The 18,704-nt window shown below is 63.2% G+C and carries 19 protein-coding genes and 1 tRNA gene; 7 read left to right on the plus strand and 13 right to left on the minus strand.

The window, feature by feature from the left end; translation table 11 throughout:
* Nucleotides 1-8: 8 nt before the first annotated feature.
* From ACYG9V_RS00925 to ACYG9V_RS00935, 3 genes are read right to left on the minus strand one after another with little or no spacing between them, the layout of a single operon-like run.
* Nucleotides 9-905, minus strand: a complete 897-nt coding sequence (locus ACYG9V_RS00925) for an HlyC/CorC family transporter (protein ID WP_023670669.1) — start codon at nucleotides 903-905, stop codon at nucleotides 9-11.
* A complete protein-coding gene (gene aroB, locus ACYG9V_RS00930; protein WP_023694054.1) occupies nucleotides 902-2,035 on the minus strand; it encodes a 3-dehydroquinate synthase in 1,134 nt (377 codons plus the stop codon). Before aroB ends, ACYG9V_RS00925 begins: the two co-directional genes overlap by 4 nt.
* Entirely contained in the window at nucleotides 2,032-2,643 is a 612-nt protein-coding gene (locus tag ACYG9V_RS00935; protein WP_023670667.1) for a shikimate kinase, read from the minus strand. The genes aroB and ACYG9V_RS00935 overlap by 4 nt, the downstream gene beginning before the upstream one ends.
* A 172-nt stretch (nucleotides 2,644-2,815) precedes the next feature.
* On the opposite strand from ACYG9V_RS00935, the gene ACYG9V_RS00940 reads away from it, so the two are divergent.
* The 5 genes from ACYG9V_RS00940 to ACYG9V_RS00960 all read left to right on the plus strand — a co-directional run bounded on the left by ACYG9V_RS00940 (nucleotide 2,816) and on the right by ACYG9V_RS00960 (nucleotide 6,778).
* Nucleotides 2,816-2,968, plus strand: a complete 153-nt coding sequence (locus tag ACYG9V_RS00940; RefSeq protein WP_023670666.1) for a hypothetical protein — start codon at nucleotides 2,816-2,818, stop codon at nucleotides 2,966-2,968.
* Nucleotides 2,969-2,989: 21 nt separating this feature from the next.
* On the plus strand, nucleotides 2,990-3,901 hold the full coding sequence (locus tag ACYG9V_RS00945) for a site-specific tyrosine recombinase XerD (RefSeq protein WP_286458628.1): 912 nt from the start codon (nucleotides 2,990-2,992) through the stop codon (nucleotides 3,899-3,901).
* Between the two features lie 88 nt (nucleotides 3,902-3,989).
* Nucleotides 3,990-4,940, plus strand: coding sequence for an acetyl-CoA carboxylase carboxyltransferase subunit alpha (locus ACYG9V_RS00950; protein ID WP_023685389.1), 951 nt, complete (start codon nucleotides 3,990-3,992; stop codon nucleotides 4,938-4,940).
* A 233-nt stretch (nucleotides 4,941-5,173) separates the two neighbouring features.
* On the plus strand, nucleotides 5,174-6,469 hold the full coding sequence (locus tag ACYG9V_RS00955) for a murein L,D-transpeptidase family protein (RefSeq protein ID WP_352765918.1): 1,296 nt from the start codon (nucleotides 5,174-5,176) through the stop codon (nucleotides 6,467-6,469).
* Between the two features lie 60 nt (nucleotides 6,470-6,529).
* A complete protein-coding gene (locus ACYG9V_RS00960) occupies nucleotides 6,530-6,778 on the plus strand; it encodes a sulfurtransferase TusA family protein (protein ID WP_027050749.1) in 249 nt (82 codons plus the stop codon).
* A gap of 12 nt (nucleotides 6,779-6,790) precedes the next feature.
* Here ACYG9V_RS00960 and ACYG9V_RS00965 read toward each other — a convergent pair whose 3' ends face one another.
* Together ACYG9V_RS00965 and ACYG9V_RS00970 are read right to left on the minus strand one after the other, a co-directional pair.
* Entirely contained in the window at nucleotides 6,791-7,894 is a 1,104-nt protein-coding gene (locus ACYG9V_RS00965; RefSeq protein WP_352765920.1) for a CobW family GTP-binding protein, read from the minus strand.
* A gap of 3 nt (nucleotides 7,895-7,897) precedes the next feature.
* Nucleotides 7,898-9,076, minus strand: a complete 1,179-nt coding sequence (locus ACYG9V_RS00970; RefSeq protein ID WP_023699101.1) for a D-alanyl-D-alanine carboxypeptidase family protein — start codon at nucleotides 9,074-9,076, stop codon at nucleotides 7,898-7,900.
* Between the two features lie 233 nt (nucleotides 9,077-9,309).
* Between ACYG9V_RS00970 and ACYG9V_RS00975 the strand changes: the two genes are divergently transcribed.
* Entirely contained in the window at nucleotides 9,310-10,473 is a 1,164-nt protein-coding gene (locus ACYG9V_RS00975; RefSeq protein WP_352463186.1) for a M20 aminoacylase family protein, read from the plus strand.
* A 106-nt stretch (nucleotides 10,474-10,579) separates the two neighbouring features.
* Nucleotides 10,580-10,656: transfer RNA gene (locus tag ACYG9V_RS00980), tRNA-Arg, on the plus strand.
* A gap of 277 nt (nucleotides 10,657-10,933) precedes the next feature.
* Here the strand turns inward: ACYG9V_RS00980 and ACYG9V_RS00985 are convergent.
* The 8 genes from ACYG9V_RS00985 to ACYG9V_RS01020 all read right to left on the minus strand — a co-directional run bounded on the left by ACYG9V_RS00985 (nucleotide 10,934) and on the right by ACYG9V_RS01020 (nucleotide 18,586).
* Complete coding sequence (locus tag ACYG9V_RS00985; RefSeq protein ID WP_023708223.1) at nucleotides 10,934-11,344, minus strand: TadE/TadG family type IV pilus assembly protein; 411 nt, start codon at nucleotides 11,342-11,344, stop codon at nucleotides 10,934-10,936.
* Complete coding sequence (locus tag ACYG9V_RS00990) at nucleotides 11,334-11,765, minus strand: TadE/TadG family type IV pilus assembly protein (RefSeq protein WP_023690708.1); 432 nt, start codon at nucleotides 11,763-11,765, stop codon at nucleotides 11,334-11,336. The genes ACYG9V_RS00985 and ACYG9V_RS00990 overlap by 11 nt, the downstream gene beginning before the upstream one ends.
* A 4-nt stretch (nucleotides 11,766-11,769) precedes the next feature.
* Nucleotides 11,770-12,975 carry a pilus assembly protein TadG-related protein gene (locus ACYG9V_RS00995; protein ID WP_348524259.1) on the minus strand — a complete coding sequence of 402 codons (1,206 nt, stop codon included), beginning with the start codon at nucleotides 12,973-12,975 and terminating at the stop codon, nucleotides 11,770-11,772.
* 381 nt (nucleotides 12,976-13,356) lie between these two features.
* Nucleotides 13,357-14,343, minus strand: a complete 987-nt coding sequence (locus ACYG9V_RS01000) for a methyltransferase (RefSeq protein ID WP_023751680.1) — start codon at nucleotides 14,341-14,343, stop codon at nucleotides 13,357-13,359.
* A gap of 237 nt (nucleotides 14,344-14,580) precedes the next feature.
* Nucleotides 14,581-15,972, minus strand: a complete 1,392-nt coding sequence (chrA, locus tag ACYG9V_RS01005; protein ID WP_023826749.1) for a chromate efflux transporter — start codon at nucleotides 15,970-15,972, stop codon at nucleotides 14,581-14,583.
* Nucleotides 15,969-16,787, minus strand: a complete 819-nt coding sequence (locus ACYG9V_RS01010) for a chromate resistance protein ChrB domain-containing protein (RefSeq protein ID WP_023683941.1) — start codon at nucleotides 16,785-16,787, stop codon at nucleotides 15,969-15,971. The genes chrA and ACYG9V_RS01010 overlap by 4 nt, the downstream gene beginning before the upstream one ends.
* A 140-nt stretch (nucleotides 16,788-16,927) precedes the next feature.
* A complete protein-coding gene (locus tag ACYG9V_RS01015) occupies nucleotides 16,928-17,716 on the minus strand; it encodes a 3-hydroxybutyrate dehydrogenase (RefSeq protein ID WP_023824981.1) in 789 nt (262 codons plus the stop codon).
* Between the two features lie 333 nt (nucleotides 17,717-18,049).
* On the minus strand, nucleotides 18,050-18,586 hold the full coding sequence (locus ACYG9V_RS01020; RefSeq protein ID WP_023824982.1) for a TetR/AcrR family transcriptional regulator: 537 nt from the start codon (nucleotides 18,584-18,586) through the stop codon (nucleotides 18,050-18,052).
* Nucleotides 18,587-18,704: the final 118 nt, after the last annotated feature.

The raw sequence follows: 18,704 nt of genomic DNA on the forward strand, positions 1-18,704 counted from the left end.
CGGTACCTTTAAGATTCGCCCGCCGGCCTGATCCTGATTCTGGCGATCCGGTTTTTGTCGCGCTTCATCACCACGAAGCGCTTGCCGTGGAAGGTGAAAGCCTGCTTTTCCTCGGGGATCGACTGCGTCTCGTGGATGACCAGGCCGGCAATGGTGGTCGCTTCCTCGTCAGGCAGGTTCCAGTCGAGCGCCCGGTTGAGATCGCGGATCGGCACGGTGCCGTCGACGACCACGGAACCGTCCGCCTCCTGCTTCACGCCCTGAATGTCTACATCGTGCTCGTCGGCGATCTCGCCAACGATCTCCTCGATAATGTCCTCCAGCGTCACCAGCCCTTCGACCTCGCCATATTCGTCGACGACGATAGCGAAATGCGCCTTGGCGCGCAGGAAGGCGTTGAGCTGTTCCTGCAGCGTCGTGGTGTCGGGCACGAACCAAGGCTTCGAAGCGATCTTCATCACGTCGATCCGGGAAAAGTCGTTGCCGACCTCGTTCAGCGCTCGCAGCAGGTCCTTGGCGTGCAGCACGCCGACAATGTTGTCGAGAGAGCCTTTCCACAACGGCATGCGGGTGTGCGGGCTTTGCAGGATCTCGCGCACCACCGCTTCCGGCCCATTGTCGGCATTGACCGAGCGCATATTGGTGCGGTGGACCATGATGTCGGAGACTTCGAGCTCGGCGAGATCGAACAGCCCGCCGACGCGGTCGCGGTCCTCACGCACCATCTGGCCGTCGCGGCGGAAATCGTCGACCGCGCCGCGCAACTCGTCCTGTGTCGAGCGCTGCGGCTCGATGCGCGACAGCTCATAGCCGAACATGGCAAGCAGGCGCGTGCGCACGGCCAGGACCAGCAGGATGAGGATGGCAAGGACGGCGACGACGGTCCAGCCGGGCTCGTTGATCATCGCTGCCGGCTTTCCTGGCCCGGGTGGTTCTCCCTGAGGAACGAAAGCACTTCCGACGCCGGTACATCCTTGGCAATAAAAGCCTGGCCAACGCCGCGCGTCAGGATGAAGGTCAGCGCGCCGCGCGACACTTTCTTGTCCTGGGTGATGAAGCCAAGCAGCGCCTCGGCATCGGGCAACTCACCAGGGATGTCGGCCATCCGCCAGGGTAGACCGACGGCGCGAAGATGCGCCTCCACGCGCGCCGCGTCGTCCGGGCTGGCCAGATTGAGCCTTGCGGAAAAGCGGTGCGCCAGCGCCATGCCGATGGCGACGCCTTCGCCATGGACGAGGCGGGCGCCATCATACTGTGTGGCGCCTTCCAGCGCATGGCCGAACGTGTGGCCAAGATTGAGCAGTGCGCGGTCGCCGGTTTCGAACTCGTCGCGGGCGACGACATCGGCTTTGGCGCGGCAGGCCTCGGCAATCGCCTCCGCCCGTTCCGCACCACCGGCGAACACCTTTTCCCAGTTCGCTTCCAGCCAGGCGAAAAACGCCGGTCGGTCGATCAACCCGTATTTGGCAAGCTCGGCATAGCCGGCGCGAAATTCGCGGATCGGCAGCGTGTCGAGCACTTCGGTGTCGGCCAGCACCAGCTTCGGCTGATGGAAGACGCCGACCAGATTCTTGCCGCGCGGGCTGTTGATGCCGGTCTTCCCACCGACCGAGGAATCGACCTGCGCCAGCAGCGAGGTTGGAATCTGGACGAAATTCATGCCGCGGCGCACGATGCCGGCGGCAAAGCCGGTCAGGTCGCCGATGACGCCACCGCCGAGCGCAATGACGACATCGCCGCGCTCCAGCTTGGCGGCGAGCACGCCGTCGACCACCTCTTCGAGATGGGCAAAGCTCTTGGTCTTTTCGCCGGCCGGCAAAGTGATGACGGCAGGCTGGATGCCGCCTGTTTCCAGACCGGCCTTCAGCGCGTCGAGATGTGCCGCCGCGACATTGTCGTCGGTGACCACCGCCGCCCTCGTGCCGGGCAGGCGGCGCGAAATCTCGGCGCCGGCGCGCGCCAAAAGGCCAGGGCCGATCAGGATGTCATAGGCACGCTCGCCAAGGCCGACCTCGACAGTGACCGGTTCGCTCACAGCCGCACCTCGCCTGGCGCAGTCGGAGCCGGAATGCCGAAATGCCCGCACAGCGCGTCGACAACCTCCGTCGCAATGACCTCCTTGCGGTCGTCGCGTGTCGGCACGGTGATGTTGGACGTGGCATAGACCGGGTAGCGCTCGCCCATCAGTCGCTCGAGCACGGCGCGCGGATCGGCGCTTTTGAGCAACGGCCGGTTCTGCTTCTTGGACACGCGCTCCATCAACAGGTCGATCTCGGCCTTCAGCCACACCGACACGCCATGCCCGGCGATCGCTTCCCGCGTCTGCGCATTCATGAACGCGCCGCCGCCGGTCGACAGCACCTGCGGCCCACTCTCCAGCACGCGCAGGATGACGCGCTGCTCCAATGCCCGGAATTCGGTCTCGCCATAGCGTTCGAACAGTTCCGGCACCGTCATGCGCGACACGGTTTCTATCTCCTGGTCGCTGTCGACGAAGGGCAGCGACAGCATCGTCGCCACCTTGCGGCCGATCGCCGTCTTGCCGGCGCCCATCAGGCCGACAAAGACGATCGAGCGGCTGCCCAGCCTGTCGAGCAGCGCGGCATGGCTATCGCCGGGAGGATTTGCTGGTAACGCGTTCATGAGACCATGCTGTTTCTAAGCCGTCTTTGCCGGCGTATCGACATCAAAAGCCCGTTTGCGTCAAGCATAGCGCCTTTCGCACGCAGAGCCCTTCGTCCTTGAATTGACGGAATTAGCGTCCCATAAGGACACAGGGCTTGGAATCGCAGAGCAAGAAGACGGGCGAAGATTGATGCCGACACTGTTCCGCTTTGTCGTGACGATGATGATTCTTGCCGGCATTGCCTATGGTACGATGGTGGCGTTGGCGATGTTCGTCGAGCCGAAAAAAGCCGAAATCACCGTGCGCATTCCACCGGAAAAGCTGAACCCCAAGAAAAACTGACCCAAAACTGACCCCTGGAACATGAACAGCGCGGCTCGCATCGAAGCCTTTCTCGAAATGATGAGCGCCGAACGCGGTGCCGCTGCAAACACGCTGTCTTCCTACCGCCGTGATCTCGAAGACGCTTCGCAGCAGATTGCCGGCGGGCTTGCCGCTGCCGCCGCAGTCGACATCCGCGCCTATCTCGACGACATCGCAGCGCGCGGCTTTGCGTCGACGTCGCAGGCGCGCAAACTGTCGGCGATCCGCCAGTTCTTCAAGTTCCTCTACGCCGAGGGCTTGCGCGGCGACGACCCGACCGGCACGCTGGACAGTCCGAAAAAGGGCCGGCCGCTGCCCAAGACGATGAGCGAGGCCGATACCGGTCGGCTGCTCGACCGTGCGGCGCTTGAGACAGGCGATGGCGTCAATGGCGACCGGGTGGCGGCACTGCGCCTGCACGCTTTGGTCGAGGTGCTCTATGCCACCGGCCTGCGCGTCTCCGAACTTGTCGGCCTGCCGGTGACCGTCGCCCAGCGCGACGACCGCTTCTTCATGGTGCGCGGCAAGGGCGACAAGGAGCGCATGGTGCCGCTGTCGGCCAAGGCCCGCATGGCGATGCGGGCATGGCTCACGGCCCGGGCGTCGGTGCCGGCTTTCGCCGACAGCCCGTTTCTGTTCCCGGCCGCCGGCGACAGCGGCTTTCTCTCCCGGCAGGTCTTTGCCCGCGATCTCAAAGGCCTTGCCGCGCGGGCCGGCATATCGGCGGCGAAAATTTCGCCGCATGTGCTGCGCCATGCTTTCGCCAGCCATCTCCTGCAGAACGGCGCCGATCTCAGGGCGGTGCAGCAGCTGCTCGGCCACGCCGATATCTCGACCACGCAGATTTACACGCATGTGCTGGAAGAGCGGTTGGTGCGGCTGGTCAACGATCATCATCCGCTTGCCGACTAGGCCTCATATCGCTATGTGAGGGCAACGTGCCCGCGCGGAGCCTACATCTGCGCGATGTTTGCCTTCCGACGCATCGGTCCGCTCAAGAATGTACAATTACCTCGATTTCGAAAAGCCGGTGCAGGACCTTGAACTCAAGATCCTCGAGCTGAAGAAGCTTGCCGAGAATGGCGAGGCGGTCGATGTCGGCGACGAAATCAGCCGGCTCGAGAAGCGCGTGCGCGACGCGCTGCGCGACATCTACAAGGCGCTGACCCCGTGGCAGAAGGTGCAGGTCGCGCGCCACACCGACAGGCCGCATTGCCTCGACTACATCAAGGGTCTGTTCAGCGATTTCACGCCGCTCGCCGGCGACCGCAATTTCGGCGAGGACCAGGCGATCATCGGCGGCTTCGCCCGCTTCCGCGGCGAACCGGTGGCCGTCATCGGCCAGGAAAAGGGCTCCGACACGGCGAGCCGGCTCAAGCACAATTTCGGCTCGGTGCGCCCTGAAGGCTACCGTAAGGCCGTGCGGCTGATGGAACTTGCCGACCGCTTCCAGATTCCACTTCTGACGCTGGTCGACACCGCCGGCGCCTACCCCGGCGTTGGCGCCGAGGAACGCGGCCAGGCTGAAGCCATCGCCCGTTCAACCTCGGCCTGCCTCGGCCTCAAAGTGCCATCGATTTCGGTCGTCATCGGCGAAGGCGGTTCGGGCGGCGCCATTGCGATCGCCACCGCCAACCGCGTCTACATGCTGGAACACGCCATCTATTCGGTGATCTCGCCGGAAGGCGCTGCCTCGATCCTGTGGCGCGACACCACGCGCTCGAAAGATGCGGCGACCAACATGAAGATCACCGCCCAGGACCTTCTGGAAATGAAGATCATCGACGCCATCATTGCCGAGCCGCTCGGCGGCGCCCAGCGCGCGCCCGAAACGGTGATCGCCGCCACCGGCGACCTCATCGCCAAGACGATGAAGGATTTTGCCGGCGCCAACACCGATTTTCGCGAACAGCGCCGCGAAAAATATCTGGCGATGGGCCGCAGCCTCTGATTTTGGCCGGCAGCGCACCGCAATGTGGCGTCAAGGAGCAATTTCGCCACAAAAATGCCGCCGCATTCGGCTCAATAAAAAATCCGTGACACCGGGCGAATTGCCGTGGGGGCGCTGTCCGACGCTTGCGGTAAGGAATTTTCAAGGTTAACGGGCTTAGGGTCCGTCAGTGTTCAGCATGCAGGCCCGGGCGCTATCCGGCCGTGACGCGAGAAAAAGACATAGCCGTATCCATGTTTACCAAGCTTGCCCGCACTGCACTTCTGATCGCCGCGCTTGGCGTTGCCGGCTGCAACGATTCCTCGATGAAGAATTTTGCGCCGGAAGCCAGCAAGCCGCTGCCGGACAAGATCCTGGCCGACATGAAGGCCAAGGGCATGATCCGCACCTCGTCGGTGATGGCCCGCATCTTCAAGGAAGAAGGCAAGCTCGAAATCTGGAAGGCCAAGACCACCGGCCGCTACGAGATGGTCGCCAGCTACGACATCTGCAAATGGTCGGGCAAGCTCGGCCCGAAATACACCGAGGGCGACCGCCAGGCGCCGGAAGGTTTCTATACGGTCCGCCCGTCGCAGATGAATCCGCGCTCGAACTATCATCTGTCCTTCAACATCGGCTATCCCAACGCCTATGACCGTGCCAATGGCCGCACCGGCGCCAATCTGATGGTGCACGGCGCCTGCTCGTCGTCGGGCTGTTATTCGATGACCGATCCGCAGATCGAGCAGATCTACGCTTTTGGTCGCGATGCCTTCCAGGGCGGCCAGACCGAGTTCCAGATCCAGGCGTTCCCATTCCGCATGACCGCCGCCAACATGGCGCGTTACCGCAACGACCCGAACTATGAGTTCTGGAAGATGCTGAAGGTCGGTTACGACAATTTCGAGATCACCAAGGTGCCGCCGAAAGTCGATGTCTGCGACAAGCGCTATGTCTTCAACCAGGTGGCGCCCGAGGGCACGACATTCGATCCGACCGGCGCCTGCCCGGCGACCACGCAGCCGGATTCGCTGAAGAGCGCACTCAACGCCTATCAAAGCAGCTATGACGCGGCCTTCACCGGCGCGGTCAAAGCCAGCGTGCCGGCGCCCAAGCCGACCATTGCCGGCATCAAGGAAGCCGCCATCGTTTCCGAATGGTCGAAGCGCCGCGCCCGGGGCGAGCGCGTGCCGATCGAACCGCCGTCGCTGAATTCCGACGGCACGCTGACCGAGACGGCGCGCATGGGCCGCATCGATTCGCCCGCCGGCCGCAAGATGGCGGCGCTGGACGCAGAGAAGGAAGCCAAGCGCAAGGCCGAGGAACAGCGGGTTGCTGCCATCGAGGCTGCGAAAGCCGCCAAGGCCCAGGCACTGGCTGAAAAGCAAGCCGCAAAGGCCCAAGCGCTGGCCGAAAAGGAAGCAGCCAAGCAGGCCGCCCAGCAGCCGGTCGCCACTGCGAGCGTCGACGCGGCGCCTGCAGAACCGCCGGCGGACGAAAGCCGGATGTCGAAGATCAAGAACAAGCTGCTAGGCATGTTCGGCGGCTGAGGTTTTTCGCCTTGCCGATGCATGTCGCCCAAAAGTGCGCAGCGGTTTTGGGACAAAGACATGCATGAAGACAAACAAACAAATCACACCGCGATCTATGACCTCAAGGGCCTGAACTGCCCCCTGCCCGTTCTCAAGGCGAAAAAACGCCTGGCGGCAATGCAGCCGGGCAGCCGGCTTTGGCTGGAGACCACCGACCCGCTGGCGGTCATCGACATCCCCGCCTTTTGCGCCGACGCTGGCCACCAGCTTGTTGAAACATCAGCCGTCAGCGGCGGCCACCGCTTCCTGGTCGAACGCGGCGCATAGCGAGCCTGACAATCAGCCCCCGGCTATCGCCAGCGGATTGCTCTCCAGCGCCGCGCGATCCGGCGTGTCGATCGACGGCCGGTTGGTGAAGGCGGAAAACAGCCGGCGCACACAATCTTCCGGCATATCGAGCGTGATCAGCACCAGCCTGGTGCCGCGTTGGCCGTCCGGCCAGGCCAGCAGCCGCGCCGGCGGATGCAGGATCTTCTGCACCCCGTGGACGACAAGCGGCCGCGACGGGTCCTCCGCAAGCTCGATGACGCCCTTCATCCGCAAAAGCTTGTCGCCATGCGCAGAACGCAGCAGGTCGAGGAACATCTCGATCGCCGAAAACGGCACCGGGCCGTCATGGACCAGCGAGTAGGAGCGCACGCGGGAATCGTGGCGGTGGTGGTGCTCATGCTCGCCGTGGTCATGATCATGATGATGGTGGTGCTCATGGGCGGCTTCTTCGCCGAGCCAGCGCCGGACATCGGCGGATTTGGTCGCCGGATTGTAGAGGCCGCAATCGAACAGCGCCGTGACGCCGGTTCGGCTGTCGCCGGCGTCCAGCACCACGGCGCCTGGATTGAGCTGATGGAGTCGCGTTCGCAAAGCATCGACGTCGCCGGGATCGCTGGCCAGATCGACCTTGGTCAGCACGATGCGATCGGCGACCGCCACCTGCTTGACCGCCTCGACATGGCCGTCGAGCGTCGCATTGCCGTTGACCGCGTCGACCAGCGTGATGACGCCATCAAGTCGGAAGGCCTGCACAAGGGCGGGATGCGCCATGATCGACTGCAGCACCGGCGCCGGATCGGCGAGCCCGGTGGTTTCGACGACGACGCGGGCAAGGCGGGCGATACGGCCCGTCTGCAGCCGGTCGACGAGGTCAGCCAGCGTGTCGACCAGTTCGCCGCGCACCGTGCAGCACAGACAGCCGTCGGACAACTGGATGATGCCGTCCGAGGCCTGCTCGACCAGCAGGTGGTCGATCGCCACCTCACCGAATTCGTTGATGATGACGGCCGTGTCGACCAGTGCCGGATCTTTGAGCAGCCGGTTGAGCAATGTCGTCTTGCCGGCGCCGAGGAAGCCGGTGACCACCGTGACGGGTATCGGAAAGCCAGCCATCGCCTAGTTCGCGGCTTTGACCAGCTGGTCGCCCTGCACCGCGGTTGCCTGGCCCACCACGGCCGGTTCGGCGCCCTTTGGCGCCGGAATGTCTGGCCGCCAGCTCGGCAGCGGCACATCGGCGTATTCCTGGCCGCCCTGGTCGAGCATCGCCTTCGGCGCCGGCCCGGTGGCGCCGCCGAGGCCGACTGCAACCAGCGTCGGCACGTGGTCGAGCTTTTCCTGATAGGGCGATTTCGGCACGTCGGCGCCCTTCGCGGCCACCGGCGGAGCCGCCTCGGACTGCTCGTGCGGCGCCTTCTTCCTGCAGATCTCATCATGCATGTCGTTGGGTGACATGGTATCGCCATAGGAAGGCATAGCCGCGACCGTGAGCCAGTTCGGGTCGGGCATGGCAAAGCCCTGGTCAAGCAGCCTGGCGGCGGTCTCGGCACGGCTGATCGCCGATTTTTCGCCGAGCACGACCGCGACCAGCGTGCGGCCATTGCGTGTCGCCGAGCCGATCATGTTGAAGCCCGAGGGACAGACGAACCCGGTTTTCATGCCGTCGGCGCCGGGATAGCGCCCGATCAAGAGATTGTAGTTGGAGATCGCCTTCTTGCCGACGGCAAGGCCTTCGATCGAGAACCAGGGGGCGTATTGCGGGAATTCCTTGCGGATCGCCATCACCAGCAGGGCAAGATCGCGCGCCGTCGTGTACTGCTCCGGCGAAAACAGGCCGTTCGGATTGACGAAATGCGTTCCGGTCATGCCAAGCCGCGCCGCCTCCGCATTCATGCGAACGGCGAATCCGGCCTGCGAGCCGCCTATGTTTTCGCCGATGGCCATGGCGATATCGTTGGCCGATTTGACCAGCATCATCTTCAACGCATTGTCGAGCCGCATCACCGAGCCCGGCTTGAAGCCCATCTTGCTCGGCGGTTCGCCCGCCGAATGCTTGGTCACCTTGATCGGTGAATCGAGCTGGACCTCGCCGGCGGCAATCGCCCGGAAGGTGACATAGGCGGTCATCAGCTTGCTCAGCGAAGCGGGATACCAGCGCTTGAAGGCGTCCTGGTGCTGCAGAACCTTGCCGCTGTTGAGGTCGAACAGGATCACCGGATTGGCCAAAGCTGGCCCAGCCAGCATAGGTAGCGCCAAGCCGCCCGTTAGCAGTAATTTGAGGATATGGCTGTGCCGCATCATGGAATCCGAAATCGCCTCTTGCCGTAGTCGCCCCTGGCTCCGTAAGATTTCGTTACGCGATGGCCAGCATGACCTGATCCGGCCCTCAATTTCCGGATCACATTGTCTGGGGTGCTATTTACCCTATGTGACGCCAAGATGGCAAAGTGCCAAGATGGCAACAAGCATGGCAATCACAATTGCAATCAAGCAGGCCAGATCGTCTGCTCCAACAGCGAGATGGAACCATTATGCCGATTCTCAACCGCGCCGCCGAGATGCAGGATGAAGTTGCCGGCTGGCGACGCCATCTGCACCAAACGCCAGAACTGAATTTTGATGTCTTCAAGACCGCCGCCTTCGTCACCGAGAAGCTGAAGGAATTCGGCTGCGACGACGTGGTGACGGGCCTCGGCAAGACCGGCGTCGTCGGCATCATCCATGGCCGCAAGGGGCAAGGCGCGACCATCGGCTTGCGCGCCGACATGGATGCGCTGCCGATCAACGAGATCACCGGCAAGCCCTATGCCTCGACCGTTCCCGGCAAAATGCACGCCTGCGGCCATGACGGCCATACGGCGATGCTTTTGGGCGCCGCCAAATATCTGACCGAAACGCGCAATTTCGCCGGTTCGGTCGCGGTTATCTTCCAGCCGGCCGAAGAGGGCGGCGGCGGCGGCAACGAGATGGTCAAGGACGGCATGATGGAGCGTTTCGACATTTCGCGCGTCTTTGGCATGCACAACATGCCGGGCCTGCCGGTGGGCCAGTTCGCCATCCGGCCGGGCCCGATCATGGCGGCGACCGCCGAGTTCACCATCACCGTGAAGGGCCGCGGCGGCCATGCGGCGATGCCGCACGGCACGATCGACCCGATCGTCATCACCAGCCAGTTGGTCGGCGCCCTTCAGACGGTCGCTTCGCGCAGCACCGATCCGGTCGAGGCGGTGGTGGTTTCGGTGACGAAGTTCCACGCCGGCGACGCCTACAACGTCATTCCCGAGACCGCCGAGATTGCCGGCACGGTGCGCACACTGAAGAAAGAGATCGCCAAGAAGTCGGAAGAGCGCATCCGCACCATCTGCGAAGGAATAGCCACCGCCTTCGGCGCGACGATCACTGTCGACTATGACGCCAACTATCCCGTGACCTTCAATCATCCGGAAGAAACGGTCTTTGCCGGCGATGTCGCGGCACATGTCGCCGGCGACACCCAGGTCCACCGCGCCATCCAGCCGGTGATGGGCGGCGAAGACTTCTCCTACATGCTGGAAGCCCGACCTGGCGCCTTCATCTTCATCGGCAATGGCGAGACCGCCGGCCTCCATCATCCGGCCTACGACTTCAACGACGAAGTCATACCGCACGGCATGAGCTACTGGGTGAAACTGGCCGAAACGGCGCTGGCAGCCTGACCTGCCCCGACGAAAGGCCGGCCGATTAGCCTTCGGCCGGCCTCTTCATTGCCTTCGGCGAGCCTCTTGGCGAAACGATCGGAAGCGGCTATGTGTCGGGCCGCGTGGTCCCGTAGCTCAGTAGGATAGAGCGGCAGATTCCTAATCTGTAGGTCACAGGTTCGATTCCTGTCGGGATCACCAGCAAGATCAAAGGCTTGGTGACTGAGATAGCCTGTCGGCATGTTGCAGCACTGATGGACTGGTTTTCGGTGATTTTCACGGACGCGACCAAGCAAGCAGCCTGACTTTAGTTCCATAGAAAAGTCCATCCCTGAGGTCTCAGGAGCGAGCTTTAAGCATCTACAGCCGCGAAGAGAATCGACCTCTTGCAAGTACAATTCCAGATCGAGCGATGGTTCCCAGTCGATCCGTTACGGTCTGAGTTCGGCGCCGCCAACTCAACCAAGCCGGCCGTATCCTAGCTGGCAACCAGGGGCACCGTGACGGTCGTGGCGTAATTTATCGGATACTGGTCGAAATACGGGAAAGCGATGACGAAGGCATAGCTGGCGGTCAGATGCGCCATCTTGAAACCGCCGCTGGCAGGGTCAGTCGCGATCGTCACAATGACGTTCTTCAGACCCAGGTTCACCAATTTCTGCGTGGCGATAGCCTGGATGTCGCTCTGCGAAAGCGTGTTGTTCAGCTGCAGCGCCCGGGAAGAGGTTTCCAGTGTATAGCGGACGGTCGACACGGCATTCATGGCCCAGCCGAAGGCGAAGATTCCGAACAAAAGCATCACCAGGAAAGGCGCGATCAAGGCGAATTCCAGCCCGGCTGCGCCGGAGCAGTCACGGCGCCACCTGGATCCGATCCTTTCAGCGGACACGGATAACCTGCTGATGACTGATCGCGCGCGGGTCCGGGAAGACACCGAAGTTAAACGGGGGCACCCAGGTGCCCGTCGCCGTTATCTGGACGAAGATTTTCTTTCCGCCGCAGATGGTGGTCTCATCCACGACCGTGGCGCCGCACAAATAGGAGCGGACCAGCACGACCGCGGCGTCCTCGGGCTTGTCGTTCCAGCTCGAAAGCGCGACCGCCTGCGTCCCGGTGTCATTGGACGCGCCGGCCATCACGAGATTGGCCGCGGTTTTGACGCCCGCGCGCATCTGCAGGTAACTCGTCACGTAGGACCAGCCATCGGCGATGCCGAGGCAGACCAAGCACAGGACGGGCAGCAACATGGCAAACTCCACGGCGGCTATCCCGGATTTGTCCCGGACAATGCGCAAGGTCCGCCCACCCATCCCGCTACTCGACAAGCTGAACGGACAGTGCCGCCGGAATGTCGTCCATCCCGAGGCCTTTGCAGTTCTGCTTTATCGTCGTACTGCCTGACCACTGGATGGTGTCGGCGACGACCTGAGTGCAGCCACCGTTCCCCGAGAAGTTGCCAAGGTAGTTGACCTGCTGCCTGGGAAAATAGATGGCGCCGGTCAAAAGCGAGTCCGCTGTGCCGTTGAAGGTGCTCTGTGCCGCAGTCCCGGTCCTGTCGCCGTAGAACAGCACGCCGGAATAGGCTCCGGAGGTAGGCGCGCTCAGCGTCACCTTGGCGTTGCCGTTCATGCTGACGGTGTTGCTGCCTGCCATGAAGATGGTTACCCCGCTGCCGGCGACGACCGCGTTGGCGTTGACCTTCATACCGCCCTGCACGACGTAGACGCCGGGCTGCAGGGTGACGTTGCCGCTGAGGCTCATGCCGCTACAGTAGGTGCCAGGCTGGAGTGTTTGCGACGTCTTGTTGCCGTTGACATTCTTGCAAGGGTTGCCGGCTGTCGGCGTCGCCAAGCCGGAGAAAGGATCGGCTGCCGGCAAGGCTCGGGTGATGTTGGACTTGCAGACTGTGGTCGCTGGATTGTTCAGCACCATGCCGCCGACCGTGATCAGGCAGTCGGCCTTGAGCACCGCCGAGCCCTGCGTCTTTATGGCGTCCGAGGCAATCGAGTCCGACATGACCGAACAGCCGGTGAGGTTGACGGTGGTGTTACCGGAAAAGAGCGCAGCCTGGGAGGCCGACGGACTGAGCGCCAGCACGCAAGCTTTGGAGGCGTCATTGATCAGCGCCACCGCCCTTGCCTGTTCGGCAACGGGCGCCTGGTTGAAAATCGCCGTGAAGTAGCGGTCGAGGTTCTGCTTGACGATGACCTCCACTGCCTTCTTCGCGGTGTTCGGGCCGGACAATGGCGGCGTGTTGACCTGGATCGTGCCCGGCGTGGCAAAATTGTTCGAGGTCGCGGACTGCGTGGCGGCGGCGATGATGGTCGGGTTATCGGAACCCGCGACTTTCTCGAGCGCGCCGGCATAGGCCGCGGCATCGGCAACGGCCTGCAGCTTAAGGCTGCTGTAATACCAGAAGGATGTCTCCACACCGAGGCCGGCGCCGCCAACCACGACCGGCAAGGTGAAGGCAACGATGACGGCAACGTTACCGTTCGTGGCGCGCCTTAGGCGGCTCAAAGCAAACCAAATCCGGGTGAACGCGTTGGATGCCATATGTATTAGAAACCACGAATAGATAAACGAATGTCTAAAAACTCCATTCCGATTCGACGTAGTCGAACGGGCTAGTCTAGGCGCAAGTTGCAGCGACCGCGCAACATCCTGTCGGAGGTTCCGCCCCAATCGACGAATGCGAAATATGCCGCTATCCCGAACTTTGTTGTCGACCAAGTGACATTTAAATGCCCCCTCTGCGAAGAAGCTATCGAGAAGACAGGGGACACCGCGCTGCCCGGTAAGGGGAAAGATCGGCTCACGCCGCCTCAGGAACTTTGTGCAATCCGTCCGGGGCTGGCTCTGAGGGCCACACACGCCCGAAACCAACCACTCCAGCCACGATCAGTCCGTGAGGCGCCCACGAAACAACGTGGTGCCGTCGGTCAGCTGCGACCTGGAGATATCCCGGAACCCAGCCCCGGCCATCCACCCGCGATACTGACCTTCCGTGTACGATTCGCCTGCGCGGTAAAGGTTCAGGAAGGTGAGATTGAGAAAGACACCCTCAGGCGGGCCGAGACGGTCGTCATCGACGACACCCCACCCCGCAATTGCGATCTCGCCTCCTTGGGTGAGGCAACGCGCCGCGTTCAGGATCGAACTGCGCGCCTGGTCCGGCGGCAGGACCTGGACGACAGCCTTCAGGATTGCCAAGTCATGCCGGCCGGTCGATGGAGCGACCGTTATGTCGCCTTCTTCGACAACCACATCGCCGGCACCGTATTCCGACAGGATCGCTGGTGCGACCGCTGCGACCGTCGGGAGTTCCATCAAAGTCGCCGCAATATGCGGCCATCGCTCGCGAAGTCCGACCAGAATGGTCCCGGCGCCGCCGCCGATGTCGATCACCGAACGGACCGCCGAGAGGTCCAGCTCACGGGCCAGATTCCGGCCGAAAATCACCCCTCCCGGTGCGAGCATGCGGCTGAAGGCCGCTGCGGATTCTGGCCCCGCTTCAGAAAAGTCATGCAGCGCGGCCGGCCGGTTCTGCCGCAGCGACTCTGCGGTCAAAAGGTCGGCTCCCCAGAGTTCGCGCAGCAGCACATGATCGCCGCCGCGATAGGTCGGCTTGGACGCGTCGAGAAACTTCGACGCTTCGGCTCCGTTGCGAAACTGACCATCCTTGACGTCGAGGAGACCGATGCTGGCGAGCGCGTAGAGGAGCCGCGACAGACGAGCGGGCTCGACTTTGAGCGCTGCCCCAAGGCTGTCGGCAGTCGCAGCATCGCCGCCGAGCCGGGTGAAGATGCCAAGGTCCAGCCCGGCACGAAGCGCCAAGGCGGGGGGCACCCCTGCGATCAGCTTGTCGATCCGATCGGAATCCACCATGTCATATCCCGTTGTGCGATCCAGGATCGACTTTGAACAGATCGGCCAACCTCGTCAAATCAGTTCGCCAGCGCGCCGCTCTCCGCGTCGAGCAGGTTCAGCTTGGCGGTATCGGGTTCGACGTAAAGCGTATCTCCGGGGCCAGCGCTGATCCTACCAGCGCCCGCGACCGTTGTGCGCCGGCCCGGCATACCTCAAAAATCCGGCTGTGATAATGGCTGGTCGCGCCTTCGGACGCTACGCAGGCAAGGCCAGCAGCGCCAGTCCGGCCAGCGCCGAGCCGGCCAATGTCGGCAGCATGCCGATCCTCAGTTTCAGCATGGCGACCATAGCGGCTGCCGCCAGCAGCGCGGCACGCCAATCCAGCGACGACAGCACCGGCACCTCCATGCCCAGGCCAACGCGGTGCACCGCGCCGAAGACGACATGCAGTGCGAACCACAGCGCAAGGTTCATCACCACGCCGACGACAGCCGCCGTGATCGCACTCAGCGCCGCCGACAGTGCCTTGTTGCCGCGCAGCGCTTCGATGTAGGGGGCACCGAGAAAGATCCAGAAGAAGCACGGCACGAACGTCACCCAGAGCGTCAGCAATGCGCCGAGCGATCCGGCGACAAGCGGTCCCATCGCACCGGCGTGCCGGTAGGCGGCGACGAAGCCGACGAATTGCAGCACCAGGATCAATGGTCCCGGCGTCGTCTCGGCCAGGCCAAGCCCATCGACCATTTCACCCGGCGCCAGCCAGCCGAACGACGTCACCGCTGCCTGCGCGACATAGGAGAGTGCGGCGTAGGCGCCGCCGAATGTGACCACCGCCATCAGGCTGAAGAAGCCGCCAAGCTGTGCCCAAACACTGGCAGGGCCGGTCAGCGCCAGGATCAGTACGACCGGCCCGAGCCAGATCGGCACCCAGATCGCGATGGTGCGCGGCGCGTGCCATTTCGTCGGCTTGGTGTGAGCGAGTTCGCCGCGTTCGAACATGACGTCGACGGCGCCCCTGACATCGGGCAAATTGTCCTTGCCGCGTGCGGCTCCGGAAAAACGCGCCGGTGCCAGGCGGTTGCCGATCCAGCCGGTCAGCCCTGCAACCAGGATGATCAGCGGAAACGGCAGCCTGATGACATAAATGGCAAGGAACGCGGCCACCGCGATCGCCATCATCACCCGGTTCTTGAGCGCCCGTTTCCCGATGCGGAGGACCGCCTCCACGACGACGGCCAGCACCGCCGCCTTGATGCCGAAAAACAGCGCCTCGATGACGGGCGCATCATTGTAAAGCACGTAGAAGATGCTGAGGCCCAGCATGACAAACGCACCGGGCAGCACGAACAGGATGCCGGCAACGAGGCCGCCGGCGGTCCGGTGCAGCAGCCAGCCGATATAGATGGCGAGCTGCTGTGCCTCGGGGCCTGGCAGAAGCATGCAGTAGTTGAGCGCATGCAGGAACCGCTGCTCGCCGATCCAGCGGCGATCCTCGACCAATTCCTTGTGCATCAGCGCGATCTGTCCGGCCGGCCCGCCGAAGGAGAGCAGGCCGATCCTTGCCCACAGTTTCGCGGCTTGGCGGAAGGTCGGGACGATCGGAGCCTCGGTAGCCTGTGCATTGTCGTCCGCGGCAAGGGCGCTCATGGCGCTTTGCCCGCGCTGGGCCAATTGTGGGTTTCGTCAGTGGCATCGCGGCACCATCTGAAGAACGCATCGTAGAGCAGCATGCCGGCATCAAGCTGTTCGAGATCGTCGCGGAACATGCGCGACAGCCCGAGCGATGCAGCGAGGAACCCGGCCGCCTGCGGTACGAGATCGAGGCGCGCCGTATCGGCTGCACGCACGATCAGCGCAAGGCGATCGAGCGCTTCGGACCGCAACCCGAACTCTTCGATCATCGTGTCGAAGGTGCAGCGCTCGCCGCGATGGCTCCAGAACACGTCGTCGATGTCGAAGGCAACCGCCCCAAACCGATCGGCGGCCGCCAGCACTTCAGACGGCTCGACAAACAGGAACACCGCCGAGGGATCGACGAAGCGGCGGATCAGCCAGGGACAGGCGATGCGGTCGACCTTGGGGCGGGCACGCGTCACCCAGACCGTGCGGCCCTTGTCGTCGCGGGGCGGTATCTTGTCGGCCTTGACCAGAAGTCCCTTGGCCGCCTGCCACGCCTCGAAGCCGCCTTCAAGGGATTCGGCAGCAATGCCCTCATGGCGCAGCCATGCGGCAACGCCTTGCGAGAGCTTCAGCCCCTTCTGGCAGATGACGACAGCATGAGCCCCCGTGAACTCGGCCGCCCAGCTCGAAACAGACTTGAAGTCGCGCCGGCACGAGGCCGGAAGCAGCCGCGGATCGACGTCGTAGTCTTCGTCGATGCGGACATCGACAAGAACAGGCGCGTCGGACAGACCGACAAGGCGGGAAAGCTGCGCTACGGTGATTGCGGTTGTTGACGGCATGGCGTCCACCTCCAGAGTGAGAGTTTGGACGCGATCATTGGGCTGACGCCTCACGGGGTCGTCGCGAAGGAACCCCTTGCCACAATGCTGGATTGATCCTTCGTCTTTGTCAAGGAAAGAGCGGCGCCGGGGGACCGCGCCTACTGCGCCGTCCAGCCGCCATCCATCGGCAAGGTTGTGCCGGTGATCTGTCTGGCTGCGTCAGAGCACAGGAACAGCGTCAGCGCGGCGAGCTCCTCGACGGTGACGAATTCCTTCGTGGGCTGCGCTGCCAGCAGCACGTCGCGCTTGACCTGTTCCTCGGTCATGCCGCGCGCCTTCATCGTGTCGGGGATCTGTTTTTCGACCAGTGGCGTCCAGACATAGCCGGGCGCGATGGCGTTGACGGTGATGCCGTCCTGCGCGACTTCCAGCGCTACCGTCTTGGTCAGACCCGCTATGCCGTGCTTGGCCGAGACGTAAGCCGACTTGAACGGCGAGGCGACCAGTGCATGCGCCGACGCGGTGTTGATGATGCGGCCCCATTTGCGCGCCTTCATGCCGGGCACCACGGCCTTGATCGCGTAAAAGGCGGCAAGCAGATTGATGCGGATGATGGCTTCCCACTTGTCGTCGGGAAACTCCTCGATTGGCGCGACATGCTGTATCCCGGCATTGTTGACCAGAATGTCGAGGCTGCCCAAGGCCTGCTCGGCTTCGCGCACCATGGCGGTCACCGCTGCGCCGTCCATCATGTTGGCGCCGGAGTAGCGGCACTGGACGCCGAAATCCTTCTCGATGCCGGCGCGCTCCTGTTCGATCGCCGCGGCTTCGCCAAGGCCGTTGATCGTGACGTTGGAGCCCTCGGCGGCAAGGGCGCGGGCAATGGCCAGGCCAATGCCGCTGGTCGATCCGGTGACGAGCGCATTCTTCGAAGAAAGGGAACCCATGGAGATCTCGCGACTGTTAGGAGGACTACAAAGGCACATAGTTTGTGCGCCACAACATGACAACGCCATAACCATAGGTCGGCGCCATCACAGCCCTAAAACGCGCTTTGCCGGCCTCGCCGAGCGCCGTCTCAAGGCTGACACGGCAGTGTTATGGTGCGGCGCAACATAGTCGGCCGCGCATTCGCGCAGTCATTCCTGAACCATCGATCCAACGAATCAGGGGGGCTGTAGCTTGAAATCGCCGATGTCGTGATGCGTGGCTATGCCATGCCGCTCACCAACCGTCCTTTCCGCCCGGCCCGTATCGCTTCTTCGACCCGACGCCTTGAGCTATCCCGCAATCTCCAGCAGGGCCGATACCAGCAAGCGGCGTTCGTCGGCGGAAAGCACGTCGGAATCGAAGAGGTTCATGCTGCGCAGCCCTTCGATGGCCAGAAAGCAGACCAGCAGCGTCTTCAGGTCCGGCGTCTCGCTCTTCAGCCGCTGCAGCAGCTGCGACTTGAAGGCTTTTATCGGCGTCAGGAAATCCGGATCCTCGGCGATCGCCGAGAATATCCACGAAGCCGTCGGCTTCGGCTCCTCGCAATCATCCGCCGAGAGCCGGATATAGGTGGCGAGCAGGTTCTCACCGCTGGCGCCGGCGACACGGCCCGATTCCAGCGCCAGCTCGAACGCGCGCAGGTAATTCTCCACCAGGCCCTGCATCAGTTTGGCCTTGGTCGGAAAGTTATATAACAGGCCGCCTTTTGACACGCCGGCGCGGCTGGCGACGGCGTCAAGCGACAGGCTGCCGGGACCGGCCTCACGTGCGACATCGGCGGCGGCGGCGAGTATCTTGTCGCGCGAATTTGCCCTTTGGGTCTTCATCGATCCCTTCCCCCGCACCAGCCTAGGCGGAATTGACAAGACCGTCCAGACGGTACAGTAAGTTCGCCGTCATTTGTAATCGGGACCTGGCGTCGATAAGTGTCCCGCTATTCGGCTA

The sequence above is a fragment of the Mesorhizobium sp. W016 genome, from assembly GCF_054719485.1.

Bases quoted from the DNA above. Each gene is read 5' to 3' on its own strand.
- ACYG9V_RS00925 (WP_023670669.1), bottom strand. From the start codon at position 905: ATGATCAACGAGCCCGGCTGGACCGTCGTCGCCGTCCTTGCCATCCTC.
- ACYG9V_RS00935 (WP_023670667.1), bottom strand. From the start codon at position 2,643: ATGAACGCGTTACCAGCAAATCCTCCCGGCGATAGCCATGCCGCGCTG.
- ACYG9V_RS00940 (WP_023670666.1), top strand. From the start codon at position 2,816: ATGCCGACACTGTTCCGCTTTGTCGTGACGATGATGATTCTTGCCGGC.
- ACYG9V_RS00945 (WP_286458628.1), top strand. From the start codon at position 2,990: ATGAACAGCGCGGCTCGCATCGAAGCCTTTCTCGAAATGATGAGCGCC.
- ACYG9V_RS00950 (WP_023685389.1), top strand. From the start codon at position 3,990: ATGTACAATTACCTCGATTTCGAAAAGCCGGTGCAGGACCTTGAACTC.
- ACYG9V_RS00955 (WP_352765918.1), top strand. From the start codon at position 5,174: ATGTTTACCAAGCTTGCCCGCACTGCACTTCTGATCGCCGCGCTTGGC.
- ACYG9V_RS00960 (WP_027050749.1), top strand. From the start codon at position 6,530: ATGCATGAAGACAAACAAACAAATCACACCGCGATCTATGACCTCAAG.
- ACYG9V_RS00965 (WP_352765920.1), bottom strand. From the start codon at position 7,894: ATGGCTGGCTTTCCGATACCCGTCACGGTGGTCACCGGCTTCCTCGGC.
- ACYG9V_RS00970 (WP_023699101.1), bottom strand. From the start codon at position 9,076: ATGCGGCACAGCCATATCCTCAAATTACTGCTAACGGGCGGCTTGGCG.
- ACYG9V_RS00975 (WP_352463186.1), top strand. From the start codon at position 9,310: ATGCCGATTCTCAACCGCGCCGCCGAGATGCAGGATGAAGTTGCCGGC.
- ACYG9V_RS00990 (WP_023690708.1), bottom strand. From the start codon at position 11,765: ATGGGTGGGCGGACCTTGCGCATTGTCCGGGACAAATCCGGGATAGCC.
- ACYG9V_RS01000 (WP_023751680.1), bottom strand. From the start codon at position 14,343: ATGGTGGATTCCGATCGGATCGACAAGCTGATCGCAGGGGTGCCCCCC.
- chrA (WP_023826749.1), bottom strand. From the start codon at position 15,972: ATGAGCGCCCTTGCCGCGGACGACAATGCACAGGCTACCGAGGCTCCG.
- ACYG9V_RS01010 (WP_023683941.1), bottom strand. From the start codon at position 16,787: ATGCCGTCAACAACCGCAATCACCGTAGCGCAGCTTTCCCGCCTTGTC.
- ACYG9V_RS01015 (WP_023824981.1), bottom strand. From the start codon at position 17,716: ATGGGTTCCCTTTCTTCGAAGAATGCGCTCGTCACCGGATCGACCAGC.
- ACYG9V_RS01020 (WP_023824982.1), bottom strand. From the start codon at position 18,586: ATGAAGACCCAAAGGGCAAATTCGCGCGACAAGATACTCGCCGCCGCC.